The 19,662-nt window shown below is 47.3% G+C and carries 18 protein-coding genes; 12 read left to right on the top strand and 6 right to left on the bottom strand.

Annotation, left to right across the window (positions count from 1 at the left end; genetic code table 11):
- Positions 1 to 19: 19 nt before the first annotated feature.
- Positions 20 to 1,420: an EAL domain-containing protein gene (locus tag NF212_RS24990; protein WP_434361728.1), complete on the bottom strand. Its 1,401-nt coding sequence runs from the start codon at positions 1,418 to 1,420 to the stop codon at positions 20 to 22.
- Between the two features lie 358 nt (positions 1,421 to 1,778).
- On the bottom strand, positions 1,779 to 2,255 hold the full coding sequence (locus tag NF212_RS24985; protein ID WP_434361726.1) for a Dps family protein: 477 nt from the start codon (positions 2,253 to 2,255) through the stop codon (positions 1,779 to 1,781).
- A 180-nt stretch (positions 2,256 to 2,435) separates the two neighbouring features.
- Between NF212_RS24985 and NF212_RS24980 the strand changes: the two genes are divergently transcribed.
- Entirely contained in the window at positions 2,436 to 3,032 is a 597-nt protein-coding gene (locus tag NF212_RS24980; RefSeq protein WP_434361724.1) for a TetR/AcrR family transcriptional regulator, read from the top strand.
- Between the two features lie 79 nt (positions 3,033 to 3,111).
- A complete protein-coding gene (locus NF212_RS24975; protein ID WP_434361722.1) occupies positions 3,112 to 3,981 on the top strand; it encodes an alpha/beta hydrolase in 870 nt (289 codons plus the stop codon).
- 44 nt (positions 3,982 to 4,025) lie between these two features.
- Here NF212_RS24975 and NF212_RS24970 read toward each other — a convergent pair whose 3' ends face one another.
- Together NF212_RS24970 and NF212_RS24965 are read right to left on the bottom strand one after the other, a co-directional pair.
- A complete protein-coding gene (locus tag NF212_RS24970; protein ID WP_434361721.1) occupies positions 4,026 to 5,369 on the bottom strand; it encodes a TldD/PmbA family protein in 1,344 nt (447 codons plus the stop codon).
- On the bottom strand, positions 5,369 to 6,754 hold the full coding sequence (locus NF212_RS24965; RefSeq protein ID WP_434361719.1) for a TldD/PmbA family protein: 1,386 nt from the start codon (positions 6,752 to 6,754) through the stop codon (positions 5,369 to 5,371). The genes NF212_RS24970 and NF212_RS24965 overlap by 1 nt, the downstream gene beginning before the upstream one ends.
- Before the next feature lie 318 nt (positions 6,755 to 7,072).
- Here NF212_RS24965 and NF212_RS24960 point away from each other — a divergent pair, with 318 nt between their 5' ends.
- The 8 genes from NF212_RS24960 to NF212_RS24925 all read left to right on the top strand — a co-directional run bounded on the left by NF212_RS24960 (position 7,073) and on the right by NF212_RS24925 (position 14,223).
- On the top strand, positions 7,073 to 7,687 hold the full coding sequence (locus NF212_RS24960) for a DedA family protein (protein ID WP_434361717.1): 615 nt from the start codon (positions 7,073 to 7,075) through the stop codon (positions 7,685 to 7,687).
- A 52-nt stretch (positions 7,688 to 7,739) separates the two neighbouring features.
- Positions 7,740 to 8,816 (top strand): D-alanine--D-alanine ligase, encoded by a 1,077-nt coding sequence (locus NF212_RS24955; protein WP_434362995.1) that lies wholly within the window; start codon positions 7,740 to 7,742, stop codon positions 8,814 to 8,816.
- Positions 8,817 to 8,869: 53 nt separating this feature from the next.
- Positions 8,870 to 9,442 carry a hypothetical protein gene (locus NF212_RS24950; RefSeq protein ID WP_434361715.1) on the top strand — a complete coding sequence of 191 codons (573 nt, stop codon included), beginning with the start codon at positions 8,870 to 8,872 and terminating at the stop codon, positions 9,440 to 9,442.
- Positions 9,442 to 10,200 (top strand): NRDE family protein, encoded by a 759-nt coding sequence (locus tag NF212_RS24945; protein ID WP_434361713.1) that lies wholly within the window; start codon positions 9,442 to 9,444, stop codon positions 10,198 to 10,200. Before NF212_RS24950 ends, NF212_RS24945 begins: the two co-directional genes overlap by 1 nt.
- A gap of 43 nt (positions 10,201 to 10,243) precedes the next feature.
- Positions 10,244 to 10,681 carry a YHS domain-containing (seleno)protein gene (locus NF212_RS24940; RefSeq protein ID WP_434361711.1) on the top strand — a complete coding sequence of 146 codons (438 nt, stop codon included), beginning with the start codon at positions 10,244 to 10,246 and terminating at the stop codon, positions 10,679 to 10,681.
- Between the two features lie 28 nt (positions 10,682 to 10,709).
- Entirely contained in the window at positions 10,710 to 12,464 is a 1,755-nt protein-coding gene (locus tag NF212_RS24935; RefSeq protein ID WP_434361709.1) for a lysophospholipid acyltransferase family protein, read from the top strand.
- Between the two features lie 97 nt (positions 12,465 to 12,561).
- Entirely contained in the window at positions 12,562 to 13,536 is a 975-nt protein-coding gene (locus tag NF212_RS24930) for a CobW family GTP-binding protein (RefSeq protein ID WP_434361707.1), read from the top strand.
- A 207-nt stretch (positions 13,537 to 13,743) separates the two neighbouring features.
- A complete protein-coding gene (locus tag NF212_RS24925; protein ID WP_434361706.1) occupies positions 13,744 to 14,223 on the top strand; it encodes a hypothetical protein in 480 nt (159 codons plus the stop codon).
- A 20-nt stretch (positions 14,224 to 14,243) separates the two neighbouring features.
- Here the strand turns inward: NF212_RS24925 and NF212_RS24920 are convergent, their stop codons facing one another.
- Together NF212_RS24920 and NF212_RS24915 are read right to left on the bottom strand one after the other, a co-directional pair.
- Positions 14,244 to 14,621, bottom strand: a complete 378-nt coding sequence (locus tag NF212_RS24920; RefSeq protein ID WP_434361704.1) for an MmcQ/YjbR family DNA-binding protein — start codon at positions 14,619 to 14,621, stop codon at positions 14,244 to 14,246.
- Positions 14,621 to 15,091: an NUDIX domain-containing protein gene (locus tag NF212_RS24915; RefSeq protein WP_434361703.1), complete on the bottom strand. Its 471-nt coding sequence runs from the start codon at positions 15,089 to 15,091 to the stop codon at positions 14,621 to 14,623. Before NF212_RS24915 ends, NF212_RS24920 begins: the two co-directional genes overlap by 1 nt.
- A gap of 397 nt (positions 15,092 to 15,488) precedes the next feature.
- On the opposite strand from NF212_RS24915, the gene NF212_RS24910 reads away from it, so the two are divergent.
- Both NF212_RS24910 and NF212_RS24905 read left to right on the top strand, forming a co-directional pair.
- Positions 15,489 to 18,329, top strand: coding sequence for a diguanylate cyclase (locus tag NF212_RS24910; RefSeq protein WP_434361701.1), 2,841 nt, complete (start codon positions 15,489 to 15,491; stop codon positions 18,327 to 18,329).
- A gap of 95 nt (positions 18,330 to 18,424) precedes the next feature.
- A complete protein-coding gene (locus NF212_RS24905) occupies positions 18,425 to 19,609 on the top strand; it encodes an aromatic amino acid transaminase (protein ID WP_434361699.1) in 1,185 nt (394 codons plus the stop codon).
- The last annotated feature ends 53 nt before the right edge of the window (positions 19,610 to 19,662 follow it).

The following is a 19,662-nucleotide window of genomic DNA, read 5'->3' as shown; positions in this document are numbered from 1 at the left end:
TTGTTTTTTGAAATTTATCTTAAGCAGCAATTCTCAGTTGCTTTTCATTTCGTTTCAGGAAGTTTTTAAGCTCCCTTATACGCAGAGGTTTAGCGATTAGGTAACCCTGAAGGTAATCCACCTTTTGGTTCACCAGGTATGCAGCTTGATCAGAGGTTTCTACCCCTTCAGCGATCAGGGCAAAGTTCATTTTTTTGCCGAGCGCGATGATGCCTTCCAGAACGTGTGAATTTACCGATTCCTGACCGATGGTATCGATGAAACATTTGTCAATTTTCAGGTAATCCACAGAAATCTTAGGGAATACTGACAACGATGTTTGTCCGGTACCGAAATCATCAATGGCAACTTCAACCCCGGCTTCTTGAAGGGCCGATATAGTGTGGGCTGCTGATTCATTGAGAAATTGTCGCTCAGTAACTTCAATACAAAGGTGCATGTTGCGGCGCAAAAACGCCTTCTTATAGCGTGTGAAATATGCCGTTGGGTCAACATCTGTAAGATGAGAGGGGGCAACGTTAACACCAACATGGAATGACTGGTCGAAATGGAGTGACCCCAGTTCCTGGCGAGCTACCTTTAGAATGTAATCAGTCAGCGGAATGATCAGGCCGTGCTTTTCCGCCATGCAAATAAACAGGTCCGGGCTGACCAATCCCAATTTAGGGTGTTGCCAACGAACCAATACCTCTACACCCGTGATGGTGTTGGTAGCTGTCTGGAAAATAGGCTGGTATACCAGGAAAAATTCGCGGTTGGTGATTCCCCTTTCAATGTCGTCCACCAATGTGTGACGTTCACTGATGTATTTCCAGACAAGGATGGCCAAAAATAGCGACAAAACAGCTGTTAGAGGGAACAGTGCCAGCAGGTAGTCGCGGTAGGTATGGAGAACCGCTTCTGGCGAGACCAATAAGTGAATGTCATAACCAAACTGCTTGGAATGGATAATCACCTGTCCGGTTTCGGCCAATGTATTGACTGGCAAGCGTTGGCCGTTGATTTCCAGAAACACCCCGCGTGCTTTCCGGAACTCAAGTGCCTTAAAGTCATTTTCAATATATTCACCATCTACAATTGTCGCAGATCCTTTCCCCGTTTGAGGATCTCGCTCAATTAATATGATGGTGGGTCTGTTACCTGTTTGAGGAAACGGAGGAGCAATAACGACGTGCTGTCCTTCGTTGACCAGAGAAGAGAGAAAGTCAGGAAGTGGCTTGTTCAATGAACCAAGGTCTTTTGAGCAGGTGACTTCACTGTTATTAAAGACGTAAACATCCTGCATGTAAGTGGCAAAATGGTATTTGGCCTTTAATCGCTCACATTTCTTAAATGTACCGGTGAGATTTTGGTGATTCAGGGTCTGGAGCTGTAACAGTTGAAAATCTAAGCGCTGCTGGTAAGCCTCTCCGGCCTGCATGAGTTCCTGATTGACTGTGGAAACGGAAATTGGGTAACTGACAAGAGCGGTTATTGCCAAAGGCAACAAGCATATAAGGCCAACTGTCGCTCGCCGGGAAAAGCGCGACATTTTTAAAAGGTGCATATAAGTACGGGGATTTTTTTGTTCTATGAATGGATGCGAAAGTTATCTCATTTATTAAGTCAAATCAATTTTCAAATAATCTTACTAATCAGTGAGATAGAGCACATTTTGTACAAATAAAGTATTAACTCATTGTATTAAAAAGTGTTTGTATATAAATCGCGGTGAATATTTTATTTTTTCGTGGACACAAAATACCGGCAATACACATTGCCGGTATGGTCGCAGACGGTTACTGAAGGTAGGCATTAAGCATCCACACCAGCTTTTCCTGCTCTCTGATGTAGTCGCCCATCTGTGATGCAGTCCCTTCATCCCCTGCATCCCCTGCTTCACTGAGAATGCGGCGTTGTAAGATAATCAACTTGCTGAAACCGTTTACCAGACTACGGACGCTCGCGATACCATCTGTTTCATAAGGGTGCTCAGCAATATCACTTTGTTGTAAATACTGACTGAAACGGTGTTCTGGGGCATACCCCAGGGTCAGAATACGCTCTGCTATTTCATCAACCTTCATCTGCAAGTCAGTATAAATCTCCTCAAACTTTACGTGCAGTTCGAAAAATGCCCGGCCTTGAATGTTCCAATGAAAGCCACGTGCATTGCTGTACATCACCTGATAGTGTGCGAGCAGGGTATTCAGGTCTTGCGCGAGGGTTTCTGATTGTTTGCGATCAAGACCAATAAGATTGTAATTCTGGCTCATACTGTATTCCTCTATGGGTATATCCATTACGAAGCGGGGATTTCGGTGCCTCTTTACTATGAGTTCAGGTTACCTACATTCTCTTTGGTGATGAATTTGATTTGGTTTATCGTTTTGATAGGTATTGCCTTAAAAGTACGGTCGTGCTATTCGTATAGGCAGTTCAGTTAGGACGCAGTGATGAGTAAAAGCCGGATTACGAGAGAACATATTCTTGGCCGGGCATTTGAGTTGGCCAGTGAAGACGGGCTGGAAAGCCTGACCATTGGGTCACTTGCCAAGGCATCTGAGATGTCGAAAAGCGGGGTATTTGCCCATTTTAACTCTCGCGAAAACCTTCAGATAGCTGTAATAGAATACGCCAGTGATCGCTTTGTAGAACGTATAATCCAGCCTGTCAGGCTTGAATGTTACGAAAGTTATGAGTTGAAGCTGAGAAAGCTGGCTGAGAATTGGTTGAATTGGAACAGTAATTTTCAGGGAAGCTGCCTGTTTCTTGATGCCTGGCGAAGTACTGCCGGAGGAGAAACGGATGAAGTTCAGCTGACACTTCAGAAAGTTACTGTTCGCTGGCTGGATTATTTGAACCGCCAGTTTGTTGCCGGTTGCGAGTCTGGCGAGTTTCAGCAGGGGTTAGACACTTGGCAGGCAGTTTATCAGTTGTATGGTGTTTACCTTAGCAGCCATCTTTTCCGGTCGATGGGAAAAGAGTCCGTCGATGCTGAAATGTTCTGGAAAGGGGTGGACATACTGATGTCCCAATGCCGGAGGGTTTAGTAACCCCGGTTAACAAGTTTTTTAAAACCCATAAAATAGTACGGTCGTTCTATTTTGGGGCGATTGTGGAGGCTGAGTTATGAGCAGCAAGATCTATTTCAAGAATCACAGGCGCTTTAGTGTGAAGAGAAAAGCAGTATCCGTCATTACTGGCCTTCATTATCTATTGGCACCCAAACATGCAAAAAAAACTGCCCGGAAACTGTTTCTCACACCGGTAAAAGGGCGGGTGGTGAATAGAGAGCCGGCAGGTCTAATTAAAAAAACGATAAATACTTCGGAAGGCGAGTTGATGACCTATCAAATAGGCAATGGGCCAATGTGGTTGCTGAGCCATGGTTGGTCTGGGTCCTCCAGCCAGTTTTACCCTTTGATGGAGCACATTGCTAACGCCGGGTTTACCGCTCTGGCTTATGACCAGCCGGCGCATGGGGAAAGTGAAGGGACGCACAGCAGCCTCCCGAGTTTTGTTACAGCCCTGAACGATTTGTTAGGTCAGTTTGACCATATTGAGGGGCTGGTAACACACAGTATGGCGGGCGCCGGAGCATTGGAAAGCACACATCCGTCGTTAAGTGGGAAACCCGTATTACTTATCGCTCCGGTATTGAACTACCGGGATAACCTTTACGGAACTGTAAGGGCTTCCGGGTATTCAATGAGGCTTTTTGATGAAGTGGTGAAAGAGGTAGAAGATAAATACAGTTACCCAATATTTTCTATCGATCCCTTTGAGAAGCTGAAATCCAGACGATCCAAGGTGGTAATCGTCCACGACAGGCATGACCGTTTTGCCAATTTCGGTCCGTCTATGGAAGCGGCGGGCTGGGACCATGTACACCTGGTGGCAACTGAAGGGCTGGGTCATGGCCGGATCATGAAAAGCCAGGCGCTGTTTGATGCGTTTGATATGCTGGCTTTGTCAGCTGGTTACCCATCGGGGAATTAAAATATGGCCGGGCAAGCCCGGCCATATTTACAGGCAGGAACGGCTTACTCGCCGGCAACGCTAAGTCTTGCAAAGCGAATTGTTGGGGCGAAGAAGGTACGGCTGTAATCTGGGATTAGTGTGTCGCTTACAGCGTCCACTTCTTGCAGCATTCTGTAATAGTTCCCCGCGACTGTAATGCCACGAACCGGGCGGATACGCTTACCGTCTCGGCAAAGAAACCCTGCTGCACCAAAGGAAAACTCACCACTGATTGGGTCAGCCCCGGAATGGACACCCTGGAGATCGATAATTTCTAAATACTCGCCAGAAGTGACTTCAGCTGAAGATGATTTTCCGGCAGCGATAATGTCGTGTCGGGAGCTAATCGACAGTGCGCCTTTCGCAGAACGACCGGCGTTTGCTGTATGGGTAACGCCGAAGTAGTCTGCGGTAGCACTGTTATGGAGAAAGCCAATGAGCTTTCCTTCTTCAATCAGGGACGTATCCCCAGTAGGAAAACCTTCCCCATCAAATGATTTTACCGCCATACCGTCTTCGACATAAGCGATGTCGGAAAAACTGAGTAAGGGGCTGGCAACGAGTGTACCAGTCTTATCTTTCCATGGGTTCGTACCTCGTTTGGCGGACTCACCTGAAAAACAGCTGCCGAACGCACCCATCAGCTCATTCAGGGAATCCTGATCGAAGATTACGGCGTACTGCCCTGTTTTAACTGGGCCACCTTCAAGTAACGCCTGTGCGGTATCGTAAGCATGGTTTACACACCAACTTGCATTAAGATCGCCAAAAGACCGGCCAACAGATGCACCAAGATACATCGACTGTTTGTCATTGTGATCAATAAGTGCAGACGTATAGCACGTAAATCTGCGTTCACGGTGACTGCAATAGCTTCCCAAGGTATTTGCCAGCACAATGGATGATGATGAATCACTGTAACTGTTATACGGGGCTGATTTAGCCAGTGGCTTATCGATAACAGATTGCTCCAGCGACAGCGCCAACGCTATTTTGTCATCAATAGAAGCTGTTTCCTGTTTGAATATTTCGGATTCAGGTGTGGACAGGCACTGGTTTTCCGCACGAATGGCCTGATGCTTGTCTATTTTGCTGTAGCGGGCGTTTGTGATGGCCTCTCGCACCATCAGCTCAAGGCTTTCGGGTTCAAATGACTCTGAATAGCTGATTGCAACCTTCTGGTCTTTGGCAACCCGGATTCCAATTACCTGGCTGGCAGTAACCTTGTATTCAGACAAGCTGCCCTGATCAGATTTAAGGGATAAGCCTTCACTCTGGCTGGCGATGACATCTGCATCAACCCCTTGTTTTTTTGCAAGGGACAGAACGAAATCGGCGGATTCTGCCAGGATATTATGTGCAGTCATCAGTTACCTCCTCCCACCAGAATGTTATCTACTTTTAATGTTGCCTGCCCGACGGTGGTTGGAACAGCGCCACTGACAGACCCGCACATACCCGCGGCAAGGGCAAAATCACTTCCGACCATACTGATTTCTTTCAATACCTTAGGGCCGGTGCTGATCAGTGTTGCAGATTTTAGAGGGCTGGTTATTTTGCCGTTTTCAATCAGGTAAGCTTCCTGAACGGCGAAATTAAATTCACCAGTACCAGGTTGCACTGAACCGCCGCCCATTTTCTTGGCGTAGATGCCGCGTTCAACAGAACTGATCATGTCATCAAAACTGCTGTCTCCGGGCTCGATGAAGGTATTGCGCATACGTGATGTCGGGGCGAATTTGTAGGATTCACGTCGTCCTGAACCTGTTGGCTCAAAGCCTGTCTTCATGCCACCCATACGGTCAACCATAAAGCTGGTGAGCTTGCCGTCTTTGATTAGCTGGGTTCGCTGTGTTTTCAGGCCTTCGTCGTCGATATTGATTGAGCCCCATTCGTTGGCCAGCGTACCGTCGTCTACGGCGTTGACCACAGGGTTAGCGATCATTTCCCCCATTTTGTCGTGGAAGACAGAGGCTTTTTTAGCAACGGATGTTGTTTCAAGCAGGTGACCACAGGCTTCGTGGAAAATAACCCCGCCAAAACCATTACCAATAACTACCGGCATCTCACCGGAAGGGCATGGCACTGCGCCAAGTTTTACCAAAGCTTGGGCACAAACTGTGTCAGCCAGGGCTTCCGGATCTATCTGGCGGTGGAATTCCCAGCCACTCAGTGCACCGGGAGACTCAAACCCGTTGCTTTGTTCATCGCCATCAGCGGCAATTACGGTTGAGCTGATACGTGTGTAATGGCGGGTATCAGATGTTTCCAGACCAAGTGAATTATAGATTTGGATATTTTGCTCACGTTGCAAAACCCTGCTGATGACTTGGGTGATTTTGTTGCTATGGTTGCGTGCCCGATGATCAATCTTGCGCAGGAAAGCGATTTTTTCTTCAACTTTGCTGTCTGCAGAAAACCCTTGCAGTGACGGATGATTGTTTCTTTGAACCGGCTGTAAAAAGCTAACCGGTTGAATCAATTGTTCTCTTAGATCCTGTGCACACAAAGCAGAAACTACGCGTTTTAGCTTTTCTTCATCTTTACTGTTTGTATAACCGTAGAGAACCTTGTGCCCAAAAAATAATCTGACTCCGATACCGAAATCGATACCAGACTGGACTTTGTCAACATCACCTGTAAGCAGCTCAACGTTGCCGGAATGGTGTTTTTCTATGAATAGTTCTGCGAAATCAGCCCCGGAGAAAAGGGCGTGGTCGATAACGGAACGGGCCGTTTGGGCTTCAAGCATAATGCCTCCAAAGCGTGCTTGGAACGCAGGACAAAATGAATTGGCGTTCAGCGTATCACTATTGCTACACACAACCAAGGTAGATTGGACGGTGCTATTTTCAGTGTGGAGCCTATTGTCAAATAGTCAAAATCTAATTATTTGCGATACTTGTGAAAGAAATGGGAGAGATAGCCTGTCCATATGTTTTGTGTTGTTACTATTCTGGATATAGGCAGACACACTTGTCAGAAAAACTCAAGGTAAAAGCAACGAGGAGTTATTGGTTGGCTGAAACATACATGCGACCAGAGTTTAAAGTTTTCATGGAGGGAGACAATGCCCGATTGGCTTCCTGAGATTTCGTCTAATCCCTGGCAGATGGCACTTTTGATCATCCTCATATCGTATTTACTGGAAGATGTCGCCATCGCGTTTGCTGCGGTAGCTGCTTCAGAGGGTGCTGTGTCATTGCCTGTTGCTTTGGCTGCCACGTTTGTTGGTATTGCCTCAGGAGATTTGGGGTTGTACGGCCTGGGGTATCTTGCCCGTTATTCACGCTTGCTTCGATATCGTCTATTCAGAAACCGGTACTTTAAAACGATTAAACACCGGTTCAGTAAACATATCATTGCAAATGTTTTCCTTATTCGGTTTGTCCCTGGCTTGCGCGCCGTTGGGTTTAGCCTGAGTGGATTTTTTCATATAGGTCTTATCAAATTTTCTGTTGGCGTTGGGCTGGCAACAGCGTTGTGGACGCTTGTGGTGTTCACAGGTGTTTACAACTTGGGTAGCAGCGAGTGGCTCTATAACAGCCACTTTAAATGGCTGTTAGTACCAGCTGTTGCCCTGATGCTTTACCTGGTAAATCGACTATCAGTAAAAAGGCTCGATACTAAATACACCCTAAAAAATACAGATAAGGGAAAAAGGGATGCAATCGTTGATCGATAACAAGCCTGCGGAAAGATCAGAAGAATTACGCCGCAACATACCAAATGAAGGTATGCCCGAAATGCATACCGATGGACCGGATCTTTCCTGGTTTGAATTTATGCCCGCATGGGTAATGTACACACCGGTGGTAATTCAATCGATCATTATGGCGATACGCTACCGAAGCCTGACGTTACCGCTTGCCGCTAACCCGGGTATACATTTGAGTGGAATGGTCGGGGAGTCTAAAACCGCCATTCTTTCACTGGCACGAGGTAAAGCCAGAGATTATATCCTGCCATTTATAACACTGAACCGGTCCAGAGAACGTTCGACTGAGGCTTTTTCCCGGAGCAAGGAGAGGTTGATCGCATCGGGGCTGAACTACCCGGTAGTCGCAAAACCTGACATGGGGTGCCGTGGGGCTGGTGTGCGGTTGATTAAGAATGACTCTGATCTGCAGCGTTACATGGAAGACTTTCCTAAGGAGCAGGATTTCCTGTTGCAGGAAAAAGCCCCTTGGAGCGCAGAGGTCGGCATTTTCTATACGCGGTACCCGGATTCCTCCCGGGGAAAAATTATTTCAATGGGTTTTAAGTATATCCCTTTTGTCGTCGGGGATGGGGTGACGACGTTGCGGGGGTTGATTGAATCCGACAGCCGGGCAGAAAAACTCAGCCATATCTACTTTTCACGCTTTGAAAACCGGTTGGATGAAGTTTTGCCTGATGGCGAAGTGCTGAACCTGGTTTTTTCAGGAAGCCACAGCAAAGGCGCAATTTTCAGAAATGGTAACGAATACATCACGGAAGCGCTGACACGTAAGCTTGACGAGGTGTTGGCTGATGTACCTGGTTTCTTCTTTGGCAGGTTGGATGTGAAATTTCGCACTATAACGTCACTGATGGCAGGTAAAGACTTCACAATCATCGAACTCAACGGTGCATCCAGTGAGTCTGTCCATATCTGGGATAACAAGTCCACCTATGTAGGGGCTGTCAAAATGTTGCTTAAGCAATACCGGATACTTTACGAAATTGGTGATCAGCAAAGAAAAGCGGGCCACAACGTCCCTACATTGAGCGAGCTTTTTAAAGCCTGGCGTCAGGAAAGAGCCCTGACTGTTAAATATCCGTCTACAGATTGAGCCATAGCCCAGTATCTGCAGTCAGGTAATTACAAGAACGATAAGGATCAATCATGCATACGACGAGGGAAGAGGGGTATCGCAGCCCGGTGGATCTTCAGCAATTACGAAGCAATGGCGTTATTTGGGGAAATGTAGAGGCGTTAGGCCAAATGCAAGCGGTGATTGAAGCAATAGACGACACAACCTATTCGCGCATTGCTAAGCCTTACGTCCAAAGCAGTATTGGAAGTCATGTCAGGCATATTAATGACCTTTACCTCTCTTTGGTAAACGGGGTTGGGAACAATGTCATTGACTATGACCAACGCCGCCGAGGACATGAGATAGAAATGAACCGCCGTGTCGCCCTGAACGAAATAAAACAGCTTTCAGAGTGGATGACCCGACTGGATTTTCCCCATAGTGAAGTAGACGAAGTCAATGTCATCACGGAAACAACATTGGAATCCAACACTGTTTCCACGGTGTTGTCTAACTGGGCGAGAGAATGGATTTTTGTTGCAACCCATGCTGTCCACCATCTGGCGATTATCCGAATTGCTGCTGGTCTTCAGGGGATCACCTTACCGACAAAGGTGGGAATTGCAGCTGCGACAGCGAGTTTTATCCGAGGTGATCGGTAATGTGCACGGCGAGTTGGATTATCCGGCCTGATGGCTATTCATTGTTTTTTAACCGTGACGAAAGGCGGACACGCAGCGAAGCGTTGCTCCCCGAGGTTACCCGCCAGTCTGGAATGCGCATAGTAATGCCCAAAGACCCGGATGGAGGAGGGACATGGATTGCGATGAACGATGCAGGGGTGTCAGTTTGCCTGCTCAATTACTACCAAGGGAAAATCCCTTATGGGACGCTGGTCAGCAGAGGGCAGTTGGTTGTGTCACTGGCTGACTGCAGGAATGTGGAGGAAGTCAATTCAAGGCTTACCAATTTACCTCTGCATAAAATGGCGCCCTTTACGCTTTTACTGTTTACACCTGACATCAGCAAACAACGCCGGCCTCATGCCTGGCAGTGGGACGGTTTACAACTGACTCCACGTGTGGTGACCGCCCCTGTTATCTCATCTGCGGTTTGTCTGGAGGAGGTGGTACATTCCCGTACGGATCTTTACTGTCAAATGTCCCCGAAAACAGAGGAAGGAGCATTGGCATTCCACCGAAGCCACAAACCGGGAAAAGGTTTCCTGTCAGTTTGTATGCACCGTGAAGATGCAAGCTCAGTAAGCCTTACACATGTCAGCGTCAGTGGAGATGAAATGGAAATGGATTACTACCCGGGATCGCCATGTACATGCGATATCCCGGTAAAAACGATGATATCCCGACCCGATGCTGCGGTTGCTTCTGAGGGGGTGATAAGAAAGCGCAAACGCATCTGACCGGTCTGTTTAACTTCAGGCAAATGTCGAAAAGGAGATAGCAATGCGGGCAATATTTCTGTTTATCACCTTGGTGTATTCCGGTTGGGTTCTGGCAGCAGATCCGATATACACCGGCTTTTTCAGCGATAAAGCACTTGGTGGCTATGATACCGTCGCGTTTTTTACTGAAGGAAAACCGGTGAAAGGGCAAAAGAGTTTTCAAACAAATTACAAGGGAGCGACGTGGTTGTTTTCATCTCAGCAGCATTTGGAAATGTTTGAGGCTGAGCCGGACAAGTATGCCCCCCAGTATGGCGGCTATTGTGCATGGGCAATAGGTGCAAAAAATGACCTGGCCCCAGGGGATCCTAAATACTGGCACATTGTCGACAACAAACTCTATCTTAATTACAACCAAAGTGTGCAAAACGACTGGTTGAAGGATGTACCAGGATTCATTGCCAGCGGGGATAAAAACTGGCCCGAACTGGTGAAGTAACCAAATTAAACGGAATATGGATGTGACGATGGTAGAAGCTAGGCCTTTCTTGTTACCCAGAAAAACCCCTTTTGGGATTTTGGAATCTGTTGCCGAAAGAATATGTGGGTTAAAAAAGCTGGATTCGCTTTATCAACAGCGCCCTGAAGGCGTAGATTGCGATAACTTTCTCACGTATACACTCCAGGCTCTTGGAATCAGCCATCAGATCGTAAAAGGCTCCCTTGAATCCATTCCAGAAAGTGGCCCGGTTATTGTCGTTGCAAACCACCCTTTGGGGGGCGTTGAAGGGGTTATTCTGGCGGAGATACTCCGGAAAAAAAGGAACGATGTCCAGGTTCTGGCCAATCATTTCCTTCGGAGGATCCCTGAACTCCGAGAACTGTTTATCGGTGTTGACGTGTTTGAAACAGCCAATGCAATGAAAGCAAACATTCGTGCACTCCGTGACGCTCATGAACACCTTGGGAAAGGCGGGGTACTGCTGGTATTTCCAGCCGGGTCAGTATCAGAACTTGATAAGAATGGTGACGTGTCTGATAAAGTTTGGAGCCACTCTGTTGCAAAAATGGCCAAGCGGTCAGGGGCTGCTGTACTGCCGGTGTATGTGGGTGGCAGGAACAGCCGGACTTTCTACAGGGCCAGGAAAGTTCATCCAATTATCAGTACTGCCATGCTCGGTAGGGAATTGCTTAACAAAGAGGGTATGACAGTCCCGTTATCCATTGGCGAGCTCATTCCAAATAAAGAAGTAGTTCAATTCGAAACGGATGAAGCTGTTATGAACTACCTTCGCCTGAACACCTATTTATTGGGGGAAAAAGGTACATATGAGGCATCGGTAACGGCCGATGGCCTGATGCCGCTTGGGGATGCCGTACCTGCAAGGGTATTGTCCCGCGAGTTGGAGGGGTTACCCCCGGAGGCAAGACTCTGTACTTCGGATAATATGGATGTCTACTGCGCGTGTGCAAGTGATATACCCAACATGCTCAACGAAATTGGGCGGGTAAGGGAAACTTCGTTCAGGGCTGTTGGTGAGGGGACCGGGTTAGCCAGAGATATCGACAGCTATGACAGTTACTACCATCACCTTTTTATCTGGGATCGGGAAAACCGGAAACTCGTCGGGGCTTACCGCTTAGGTGTCGTATCAGAAATCATAAACAATTACGGGTTGGATGGCCTCTATTCCCGAAGTCTGTTTGACTATAACGACAGATTTCTTGCCAGGTTGAACCAATCGGTGGAGGTTGGACGCTCTGTGGTTGCCGAGGAATACCAACGCTCTTTGAGTGCGCTTTTGATGTTGTGGAAAGGCATTGCTGCGTTTGTAATGCAAAGGCCGGAACATACTCATTTATTCGGTCCAGTCAGCATCAGTAACGACTATGGTTCATTGGTACGCCAACTGATGGCTGAAACTCTGTCGATCCATTACTACGATGATGAACTTGCTGGAATGGTCGCCCCAAGGACTCCCCTGAAGGATGATTCGCGACGTTTTTGGCACACTGACATGCTGACTGCCCTGACTGATTTACAGCAACTGAACCGGATTGTCAGCAAAATGGCTGACGGGAAAGGGGTACCGGTATTATTGCGGCAGTACCTCGGGCTCAACGGCAAACTGGTCTGCTTCAATGTTGACCCTGACTTTAATGATGCACTCGATGGGTTGATCGTGGTAGATCTTCGCAATGTTCCGGAAAAAACACTGGCAAGATACATGGGAAAAAAAGAAGCAGTGGATTACCTGACTTTCCACAATATCAGTGACTGATTATGTTGGCGTCCGGTGATTAACCTTACTTTCTACGTGTCGACATCCCGCTCCCAGCCGTTAGAATAGACTCGGACTAACTTTGCGGGATACTGAAATGGGACAAATCCCTTGTAATATCATCACTGGTTTCCTCGGAGCCGGTAAAACTACAGCTATTCTTTCACTGTTAAAATACAAACCTGAAAATGAAAAATGGGCTGTGTTGGTTAACGAATTTGGAGAAGTTGGCGTTGACGGAGCCTTTCTACAGGAACAGGGGGCGGTGGTAAAAGAGGTTCCCGGTGGGTGTATGTGCTGTGTAGCCGGCCTGCCTATGGCAATTGGCATTAATGCTCTTCTAGCTCAAAAGCCTGATCGGTTGATCGTTGAGCCCACCGGCTTAGGTCATCCAAAAGACATTATCCGTAAGCTCGAATCTGAGCATTACTCCGATTACATTGCTGTAAATGCCACTATTACTTTGGTTGACCCACGCAACCTTTCTGACGAGAAATATACATCTAACAGCAATTTCCAGGACCAAATTGCTTTGGCTGACGTATTGGTCGCCAACAAAATTGACGCCTGTACGGATGAAGACCTGCGCTGTTTTGATGAATTTTCTGCCAGCCTGAAACCGGAGAAGTCGCTTACAGGTAAAGTTGAACTAGGCAACTTATTGCCTGAGTGGCTTGATTTACCCAAGGTTTCCCGCGAAGGAACCCACAGTCACCACCATCATCACGATGATGATCCAATGCCGGCGTTTGAATTGGAACCCGGTGAACAGTTTTGCCGAAAGGAAAACAAGGGGCAGGGTTACCACAGTTGTGGATGGTTTTTCGCCGCCGATGCGGTGTTTCCGTTCGACTCCCTCTATGGGTTGTTTGCCAACCTTAATGCTGAGCGTGTGAAAGCGGTAGTCAACACAGATCAGGGCTCATTCGCTTTTAATGTGGTAAACCAAATGGTGACGGTTAACAGTTTAAGCCTTGATGGCGTGGAATCCAGAATCGAAGTGATTGATGAGTCACCTCTTCCTTGGGATGAACTGGAAAGCATCCTGCTCTCATTTATAAAAAATAATTAACAGAATTTATCTCGGGCGTGTTTATCTTTCGCTCTTCGTCCTGCCGGGAGCCATTTTCAGGCATCAACAGGCGCGGAAATTGAAAGATAAACACGCCCTAATTCTGTGATTGAAGAGGCGCTTATGCGCCTCTTTGTATTTCTGGGGATCCGAGTTCAAGAAAAATCACCTAATATCAAAATGTAACCACAGAAAGGAGAGATGCATATGGATGACGCATTTAAATATTCTGACTGGTGCCAGCATCTTGAGGCGGTTAAAAGGGGATTGCACGGACACCCTGGTTTGGTTAGGCGTGCGTTGTGCGAAACGCCCATTGAATGTTTTCAACAGAATGTGGATGAAAATGGGGGAGAAGAAATTGCCGAATCCTGGCTGTCTCTTTGCCTTGATTATTGCCGGTATTTACTGAGTGTTGGAGAAACGGAAGAGGCATTACAATTTCTTCAGCTAGCCTATGCGCGTCTGCAGTTATTGGCTACTCCGGGTGCACAATCGGTCGCCGTTGTTCACTGGGCAATGCATAAGCTCGATGGCGTAATTGTCATGATTATAGAGAGTTGCCAGCAATTACCTGAACAACAATGCGTGACAGAGACCTCTTTGGCAATCGAGCAACATATCGCGTTTATGAACGCAAACCATCACTTGAATTTGAACAGCAGGCAATTCGTACGCGGAACATGAGGGTCAGTCGCAAGCGATCGTCAGTCAGCGCCTGACTCAAGAAGTGCGAGTCGGTTTCTATGGGCTTTGGTCATTTTGCTGACGACGATATTATAAGACCTATCCATCAAATCGATGAGCAGGGCTTCTGGAACGTCACTTTCCAGACTGACGGTGACCCAGTGTTTTTTGTTTAAGTGGTATCCTGGAGTGATTCCTTTAAATTGGCTGACCAGCACTTCCAAATCACTGGGTTCACCTTTAAGACTGACACACAGTTTTCCTTCCCGCAGCGCGACAAGGGCGAACATTTTATCTAACACTTTATAAACTCGTGCATCCGGACCAAAAGGGTAGGACGGTTCAGAAGCGGTTTTTGCCTCAAGGTATCTGTCTACGAATTTACTGTCCGGAACCATTAATAATCTCCTTCCGTTTCCCTGCCGAGATACTGGGGAACGATAAAGTCTGCTGAAAGCTGCTTTTGGGTTTCTTCGATTAAGCAGGCGGGATAGATCTTCAGTGTCTTGGCTTCCTCCAAGGATACCCAGCGAGTTTCACTGATGTAATACTCATCACGACCAAGGCCTTCAAGATTTTTGAGGGTGATGTCCCCAGTAATGTTTTCCAGAAGGTAATAAAGTTCTAGGTGATAAGTATCCCCACTGATTTCTGCAAATTCCCTGATGAAAATCAAAGGTCCTGCTTCTGCATCAAGTCCGCTTTCTTCTTTTAATTCCCTTATGACGGTGTCTTTGGTTGTAACATCGCAATCCTCTCGTCCACCACCGGGGGGGATCCAAAACGTACGGTTGTTCATCGTGTGTTTGACCAGCAGGATTGCATCATTTTTAACTGCGATGCCAGCAGCGCGAATTCTGTGTTGCATATGAGAAATAGCCCTGATTGTAATTTGGTTTAACAATGCATGAGTAAATTTCCGTTAACAATGTATTGATGGCATGTGAATTTAGTGCGGCTGTATGCCGTTAATAGCATTCTGTGCCATATGTTTCATATAAGGCACTGATTTAAATGTGTTATTTAAAACCGCCATGCTATCTCACATTATGTGATCCAGTTAAAAGATATGCTTCAAAATTAGGAAATTATTAAAATTATTGCGGGTGAGGACGCATACTTGCTGCACGGATTTTTTTCTTTTGAATCTTTTTTCTTGTGCAGGAATATACCAGTAGGTAGTTACAAGGATCATGAAGTTTATTAGTTCGATTGTAAGGTGGGCGCTGCTCACCTTTTCTGTTTACATACACTCAGTTGGCGCTGTGACTCCAACACTCTCGCTTGAAGATTACTTCGCGGAGTCTTGGACTACGCGCAACGGACTTCCGCACAATGCGATAAACAGTATTTCCCAATCCCAGGAAGGTTACCTTTGGCTCGCAACGTGGGAAGGTGTCGCACGGTATAACGGCAGAACATTCCGGCTTTATGACAGAAGTCTGGAAACCGGTATGTTTGACAGCGGGATTCGCGGCCTGTGGGTTGATGATGACAACACCGTTTTCATGGCGGGGGCCAGAGGCACCCTTACCTGTTGGCAAAACAATACTTGGAAATCATTTCCTCTAGCCCCGGCGATGGTTAACTTTGCTATGCGTGATTCTACCGGTCGCCTTTGGATTGCTATGGAAGGTACGGGAGTGGCGTATCTGGATGAAAAAAACCAGACATACATCCCTGTTGTTACAGATGGTGCTTACCGGCTGCTCGAGTTTGAGAACAAAATTTGGATGGCAACCAATAGCGGTTTGTATGCTGCCGACGTATCCGTAGATCATGTATTTACAGCAAAAAAATTCCACGAAGGAAACAGCCTTAACAATAAACCGGTATACGCGCTGGCAGTCCAAGGGAGTGACCTCCTTATCGGTGGGCGCTATGGCGCGCTTAGGTACCGAAACGGAAAGTTTGAAGAGCTAGACACATTTTTAGACAAAGTCGCAGTCAGCACCATTTTGGTTGATGACAGCAACAGTATCTGGCTTGGCACAATAAGTCAGGGCGTCGCCCGGTTACATGACGGTCAACTTGAATGGTTGGGTGTCGAACAAGGGTTGCCACACAACCGTGTTTTGTCCATGTATCAGGATCACGAACGAAGCATCTGGGTCGGAACAAATGGTGGCTTGTACCGGCTGCGTGAAGCCCCGTTTGTTAACTATGATGTGCTGAACGGACTACCAAGTGACTATATACGCAGCGTGTTGGCCCACAGCAGTGGCGATGTATTTGTGGCAGGAAGCAAAGGCGTCTCTGTTTTTAAAGACAACCAGATTATTCCGTTAAGTCTTGGTTTCAGCAGCCCGGTGTCAGCACTGAGTTTACTTGAAGGTAATAACGGTGACGTGCTAATTGGTACCTATACCCGTGGCGTTATTTCCTACTCACCAAACAAGCCTGTAAACGTCTACGTATCTACCGACGATGGACTTCCAGCAAATGAAATTAGATCGATGCTATACGACGTTGAAGGTCGATTATGGATAGGGACGAGTAACGGTATTGCTATATACCACAATGGTGAGGTAGAGCATCTGGGCCTTGCTGACGGATTGCCCGGTGATTTCATTATGGCACTGGCGCAAGACAGTTATGGAAACGTGTGGATAGGTACCGGACGGGGCGCGGCTATCTGGCGAGACGGAGAGTTGAAGCCGCTCTTGCTATCCAGCCTTGAAAACGCAGAGTATGCCTTCGGGTTTTATGAGCAGCCGGGACAGGCTATGTGGATAACCACTGACCGGGGATTGGTAAGGTACCGCTTTGAAGACGGTGCGATGCATATTATCGGTAAAAATGCCGGCTTGCCTGTAGAGAAAATGTTTGCTGTCCAGGCTGATTTCGAAGGGGATTTTTGGCTGACGACAAACCGTGGAATTCTCCGTATAGATATTAATGAAGCCAATCTCTTTTCAGACAGAAAGACACAGAGTGTGCCATTCGACCTTTTTGACGAAGGTGACGGAATGAAAAGCTCTCAGGCAAATGGTGGGTCAACCCCCGCTGCCACACGCGCGAATGACGGCAAAATTTGGGTGGCAACTGCTGGTGGGGCGGTATCAGTCCACCCGGGCAGGTTGACGGAATTGGTTAAGCGACCACCACCGGTCGTGATTGAATCTTTTGAACAAGGATTTGAGAAAAAAGCCGTCACCGATCATTTTGTTCTGGAGCCTGGTTGGAACCGTATCAGCATTGGGTATGCTGGCCTGAGCTTTGTTATGACAAGTAAAGTCCGGTATGAAACGCAACTGGAAGGTTTTGATGAACAATGGATGCCCCGGGGAACCGCTACCTCTGTTGAATATACGAATCTTCCACCCGGAGAGTATGTATTTAACGTTCGTTCACGATATGCACACAGCCGGGAGGTGGGGGAAACAACTAAGTTAAAAATCACGCTTTTACCCCACTTTTGGCAAACGTTGTGGTTTCAGGTTGCATTGGGAGCAATGGTAATTGGCGGTTTGCTTCTTGCTGCAAAATGGCGTCATGACAAAGTAAAGCGACATGAAGCCGCGCTGCTCAGGCTGGTATCCCGGAAAACCCACGAGCTGGAAAAACAGGCAAAAGCATTTGAAAAGCTTTCCAGGGAAGATGAGTTAACCGGTCTTGCAAACCGGCGCGCCTTTGATAACTGGGTTGCTGAGTCGTTTATCAGGTGTAAAGAGGACGACAGGGAGATTGCAATTGCGATTATTGATATTGACCGTTTCAAGAGAATAAATGACCGTTATTCCCACTTGGTCGGGGATAAAGCGATTTGTATTGTGGCTGATTTGCTTAGAAGTGAAATGTCGGATAAGTGCAGGGTTGCCCGCTGGGGTGGAGAAGAATTCACCATTATGTTGGAAGATGGAACCAGCAGGGAACTGGTTGAACTTTGCGAGAAGCTGCGCTGGAAAATCCAGACAACGAATTGCGCCCCCGTGCAGCATGGTTTACAGATCACAGTCAGTATTGGCGTCAGTGACAGCAAAGATGTCTTTGTATACGAAAAAGTTCTGTCGCAAGCCGACAATGCTTTGTACGAAGCTAAAAAGACCGGTAGAAATAAAGTCGTTTGCTGGAAAGACTCGAATACGGTTTCACCTTTACATTAAAATAGGTTCGGTGAGGTGTTTTTCACTTGCGGGGACAGGGATCTGGGGTATTGTAAATATCTGTTTTTGAATTTTACAGCTAGGAAGTTGAATTGATGCTAGAAACGCTATCGCCCGCACAGCCGGATCCTATTTTGTCGTTGACTGTTGAGTTTCGCCAGGACCCACGGGAAAGCAAGTTGGACTTAGGGATAGGGGTTTACCGTAACAGTCACGGTGAAACACCTATTATGGAAGCTGTAAAAACTGCACAGACCATTTTGGCTGATACGCAAACCACGAAGTCTTACGTTGGTTTGGCCGGAAACGAGGGTTTCAATCAGGCAATGACGGCACTATTGCTTGAAGGGACTGACGGCTTCAACCGCGTTTCAACAATCCAAACTCCCGGCGCAAGCGGAGCCTTGCGTATGCTTGCCGACCTAATGCGTGTCGCCAACCCGGACACCACTGTGTGGATTTCTGACCCCAGCTATGTTAATCACCGCCCGGTTATGGAAGCTGCCGGGTTGAAGGTTAGGCACTATCCATATTTCAACAGGGATACCAAATTGGTAGACCTGGATGCGATGCTTGAAGCGCTGAAAGGTGCAGGCAAAAACGATGTTGTCCTTTTACATGGGTGCTGCCATAACCCTACCGGTGCTGACGTGCCATTTGAGGCATGGAAACGTGTGGCTGAGCTGGCATCCAAAAATGGGTTTACGCCATTCGTAGATATCGCGTATCAGGGGTTCGGTGACGGATTGGAAGCTGATGCCAGAGGGCTTCGCCATCTTGCAGACAACCTTGAAGAAGTGCTTGTTGCTACATCGTGCTCAAAAAGCTTTGGTCTCTACCGGGAGCGTACCGGTGCAGCCATGGTTATTGGGGCGTCTGCCGAGAAAGCATTGAATGCTAAAGGTAAGCTGTTGAATTTGGCCAGGAGTACGTACACCATGCCGCCGGACCATGGTGCCGCGATAGTAGAGATGATTCTTGGCACGCCAGCGCTGAGAAACAGTTGGGAAGCTGAAGTGGCTGGGATGAACCAGCGTATTGTCAGCCTGCGACAGGCTTTGGCGAAGGCACTGCGTGACCGTATAGGGGATAACCGCTTTGACTTTATTGAAAAACACAAAGGCATGTTTTCTGTTGTTGGTTTTTCAACTGAACAGGTCAAGAAGTTGAAGGATGAACATGCTATCTACGCAGTTGGGGACAGCCGTATTAATATTGCTGGATTAAGTGAAACCCGCATTGATTACCTTGCTGATGCGATGGTAATGGTATCCAGATAAGAAAAGGTGACAATCGTCCCCAAATGAGAAAAGCGCCAGATGGCGCTTTTCTT

It is taken from the genome of Parasalinivibrio latis, from assembly GCF_036825535.1.
GTDB lineage: Bacteria > Pseudomonadota > Gammaproteobacteria > Enterobacterales > Vibrionaceae > Parasalinivibrio > Parasalinivibrio latis.
This window is presented reverse-complemented; position numbering and strand designations above follow the sequence as displayed.

Bases quoted from the DNA above. Each gene is read 5' to 3' on its own strand.
- NF212_RS24935 (WP_434361709.1), top strand. From the start codon at position 10,710: ATGGTAGAAGCTAGGCCTTTCTTGTTACCCAGAAAAACCCCTTTTGGG.
- NF212_RS24980 (WP_434361724.1), top strand. From the start codon at position 2,436: ATGAGTAAAAGCCGGATTACGAGAGAACATATTCTTGGCCGGGCATTT.
- NF212_RS24955 (WP_434362995.1), top strand. From the start codon at position 7,740: ATGCCCGAAATGCATACCGATGGACCGGATCTTTCCTGGTTTGAATTT.
- NF212_RS24905 (WP_434361699.1), top strand. From the start codon at position 18,425: ATGCTAGAAACGCTATCGCCCGCACAGCCGGATCCTATTTTGTCGTTG.
- NF212_RS24965 (WP_434361719.1), bottom strand. From the start codon at position 6,754: ATGCTTGAAGCCCAAACGGCCCGTTCCGTTATCGACCACGCCCTTTTC.
- NF212_RS24915 (WP_434361703.1), bottom strand. From the start codon at position 15,091: ATGCAACACAGAATTCGCGCTGCTGGCATCGCAGTTAAAAATGATGCA.
- NF212_RS24985 (WP_434361726.1), bottom strand. From the start codon at position 2,255: ATGAGCCAGAATTACAATCTTATTGGTCTTGATCGCAAACAATCAGAA.
- NF212_RS24960 (WP_434361717.1), top strand. From the start codon at position 7,073: ATGCCCGATTGGCTTCCTGAGATTTCGTCTAATCCCTGGCAGATGGCA.
- NF212_RS24950 (WP_434361715.1), top strand. From the start codon at position 8,870: ATGCATACGACGAGGGAAGAGGGGTATCGCAGCCCGGTGGATCTTCAG.
- NF212_RS24925 (WP_434361706.1), top strand. From the start codon at position 13,744: ATGGATGACGCATTTAAATATTCTGACTGGTGCCAGCATCTTGAGGCG.
- NF212_RS24945 (WP_434361713.1), top strand. From the start codon at position 9,442: ATGTGCACGGCGAGTTGGATTATCCGGCCTGATGGCTATTCATTGTTT.
- NF212_RS24920 (WP_434361704.1), bottom strand. From the start codon at position 14,621: ATGGTTCCGGACAGTAAATTCGTAGACAGATACCTTGAGGCAAAAACC.
- NF212_RS24930 (WP_434361707.1), top strand. From the start codon at position 12,562: ATGGGACAAATCCCTTGTAATATCATCACTGGTTTCCTCGGAGCCGGT.
- NF212_RS24970 (WP_434361721.1), bottom strand. From the start codon at position 5,369: ATGACTGCACATAATATCCTGGCAGAATCCGCCGATTTCGTTCTGTCC.
- NF212_RS24940 (WP_434361711.1), top strand. From the start codon at position 10,244: ATGCGGGCAATATTTCTGTTTATCACCTTGGTGTATTCCGGTTGGGTT.
- NF212_RS24975 (WP_434361722.1), top strand. From the start codon at position 3,112: ATGAGCAGCAAGATCTATTTCAAGAATCACAGGCGCTTTAGTGTGAAG.
- NF212_RS24990 (WP_434361728.1), bottom strand. From the start codon at position 1,420: ATGCAGGCCGGAGAGGCTTACCAGCAGCGCTTAGATTTTCAACTGTTA.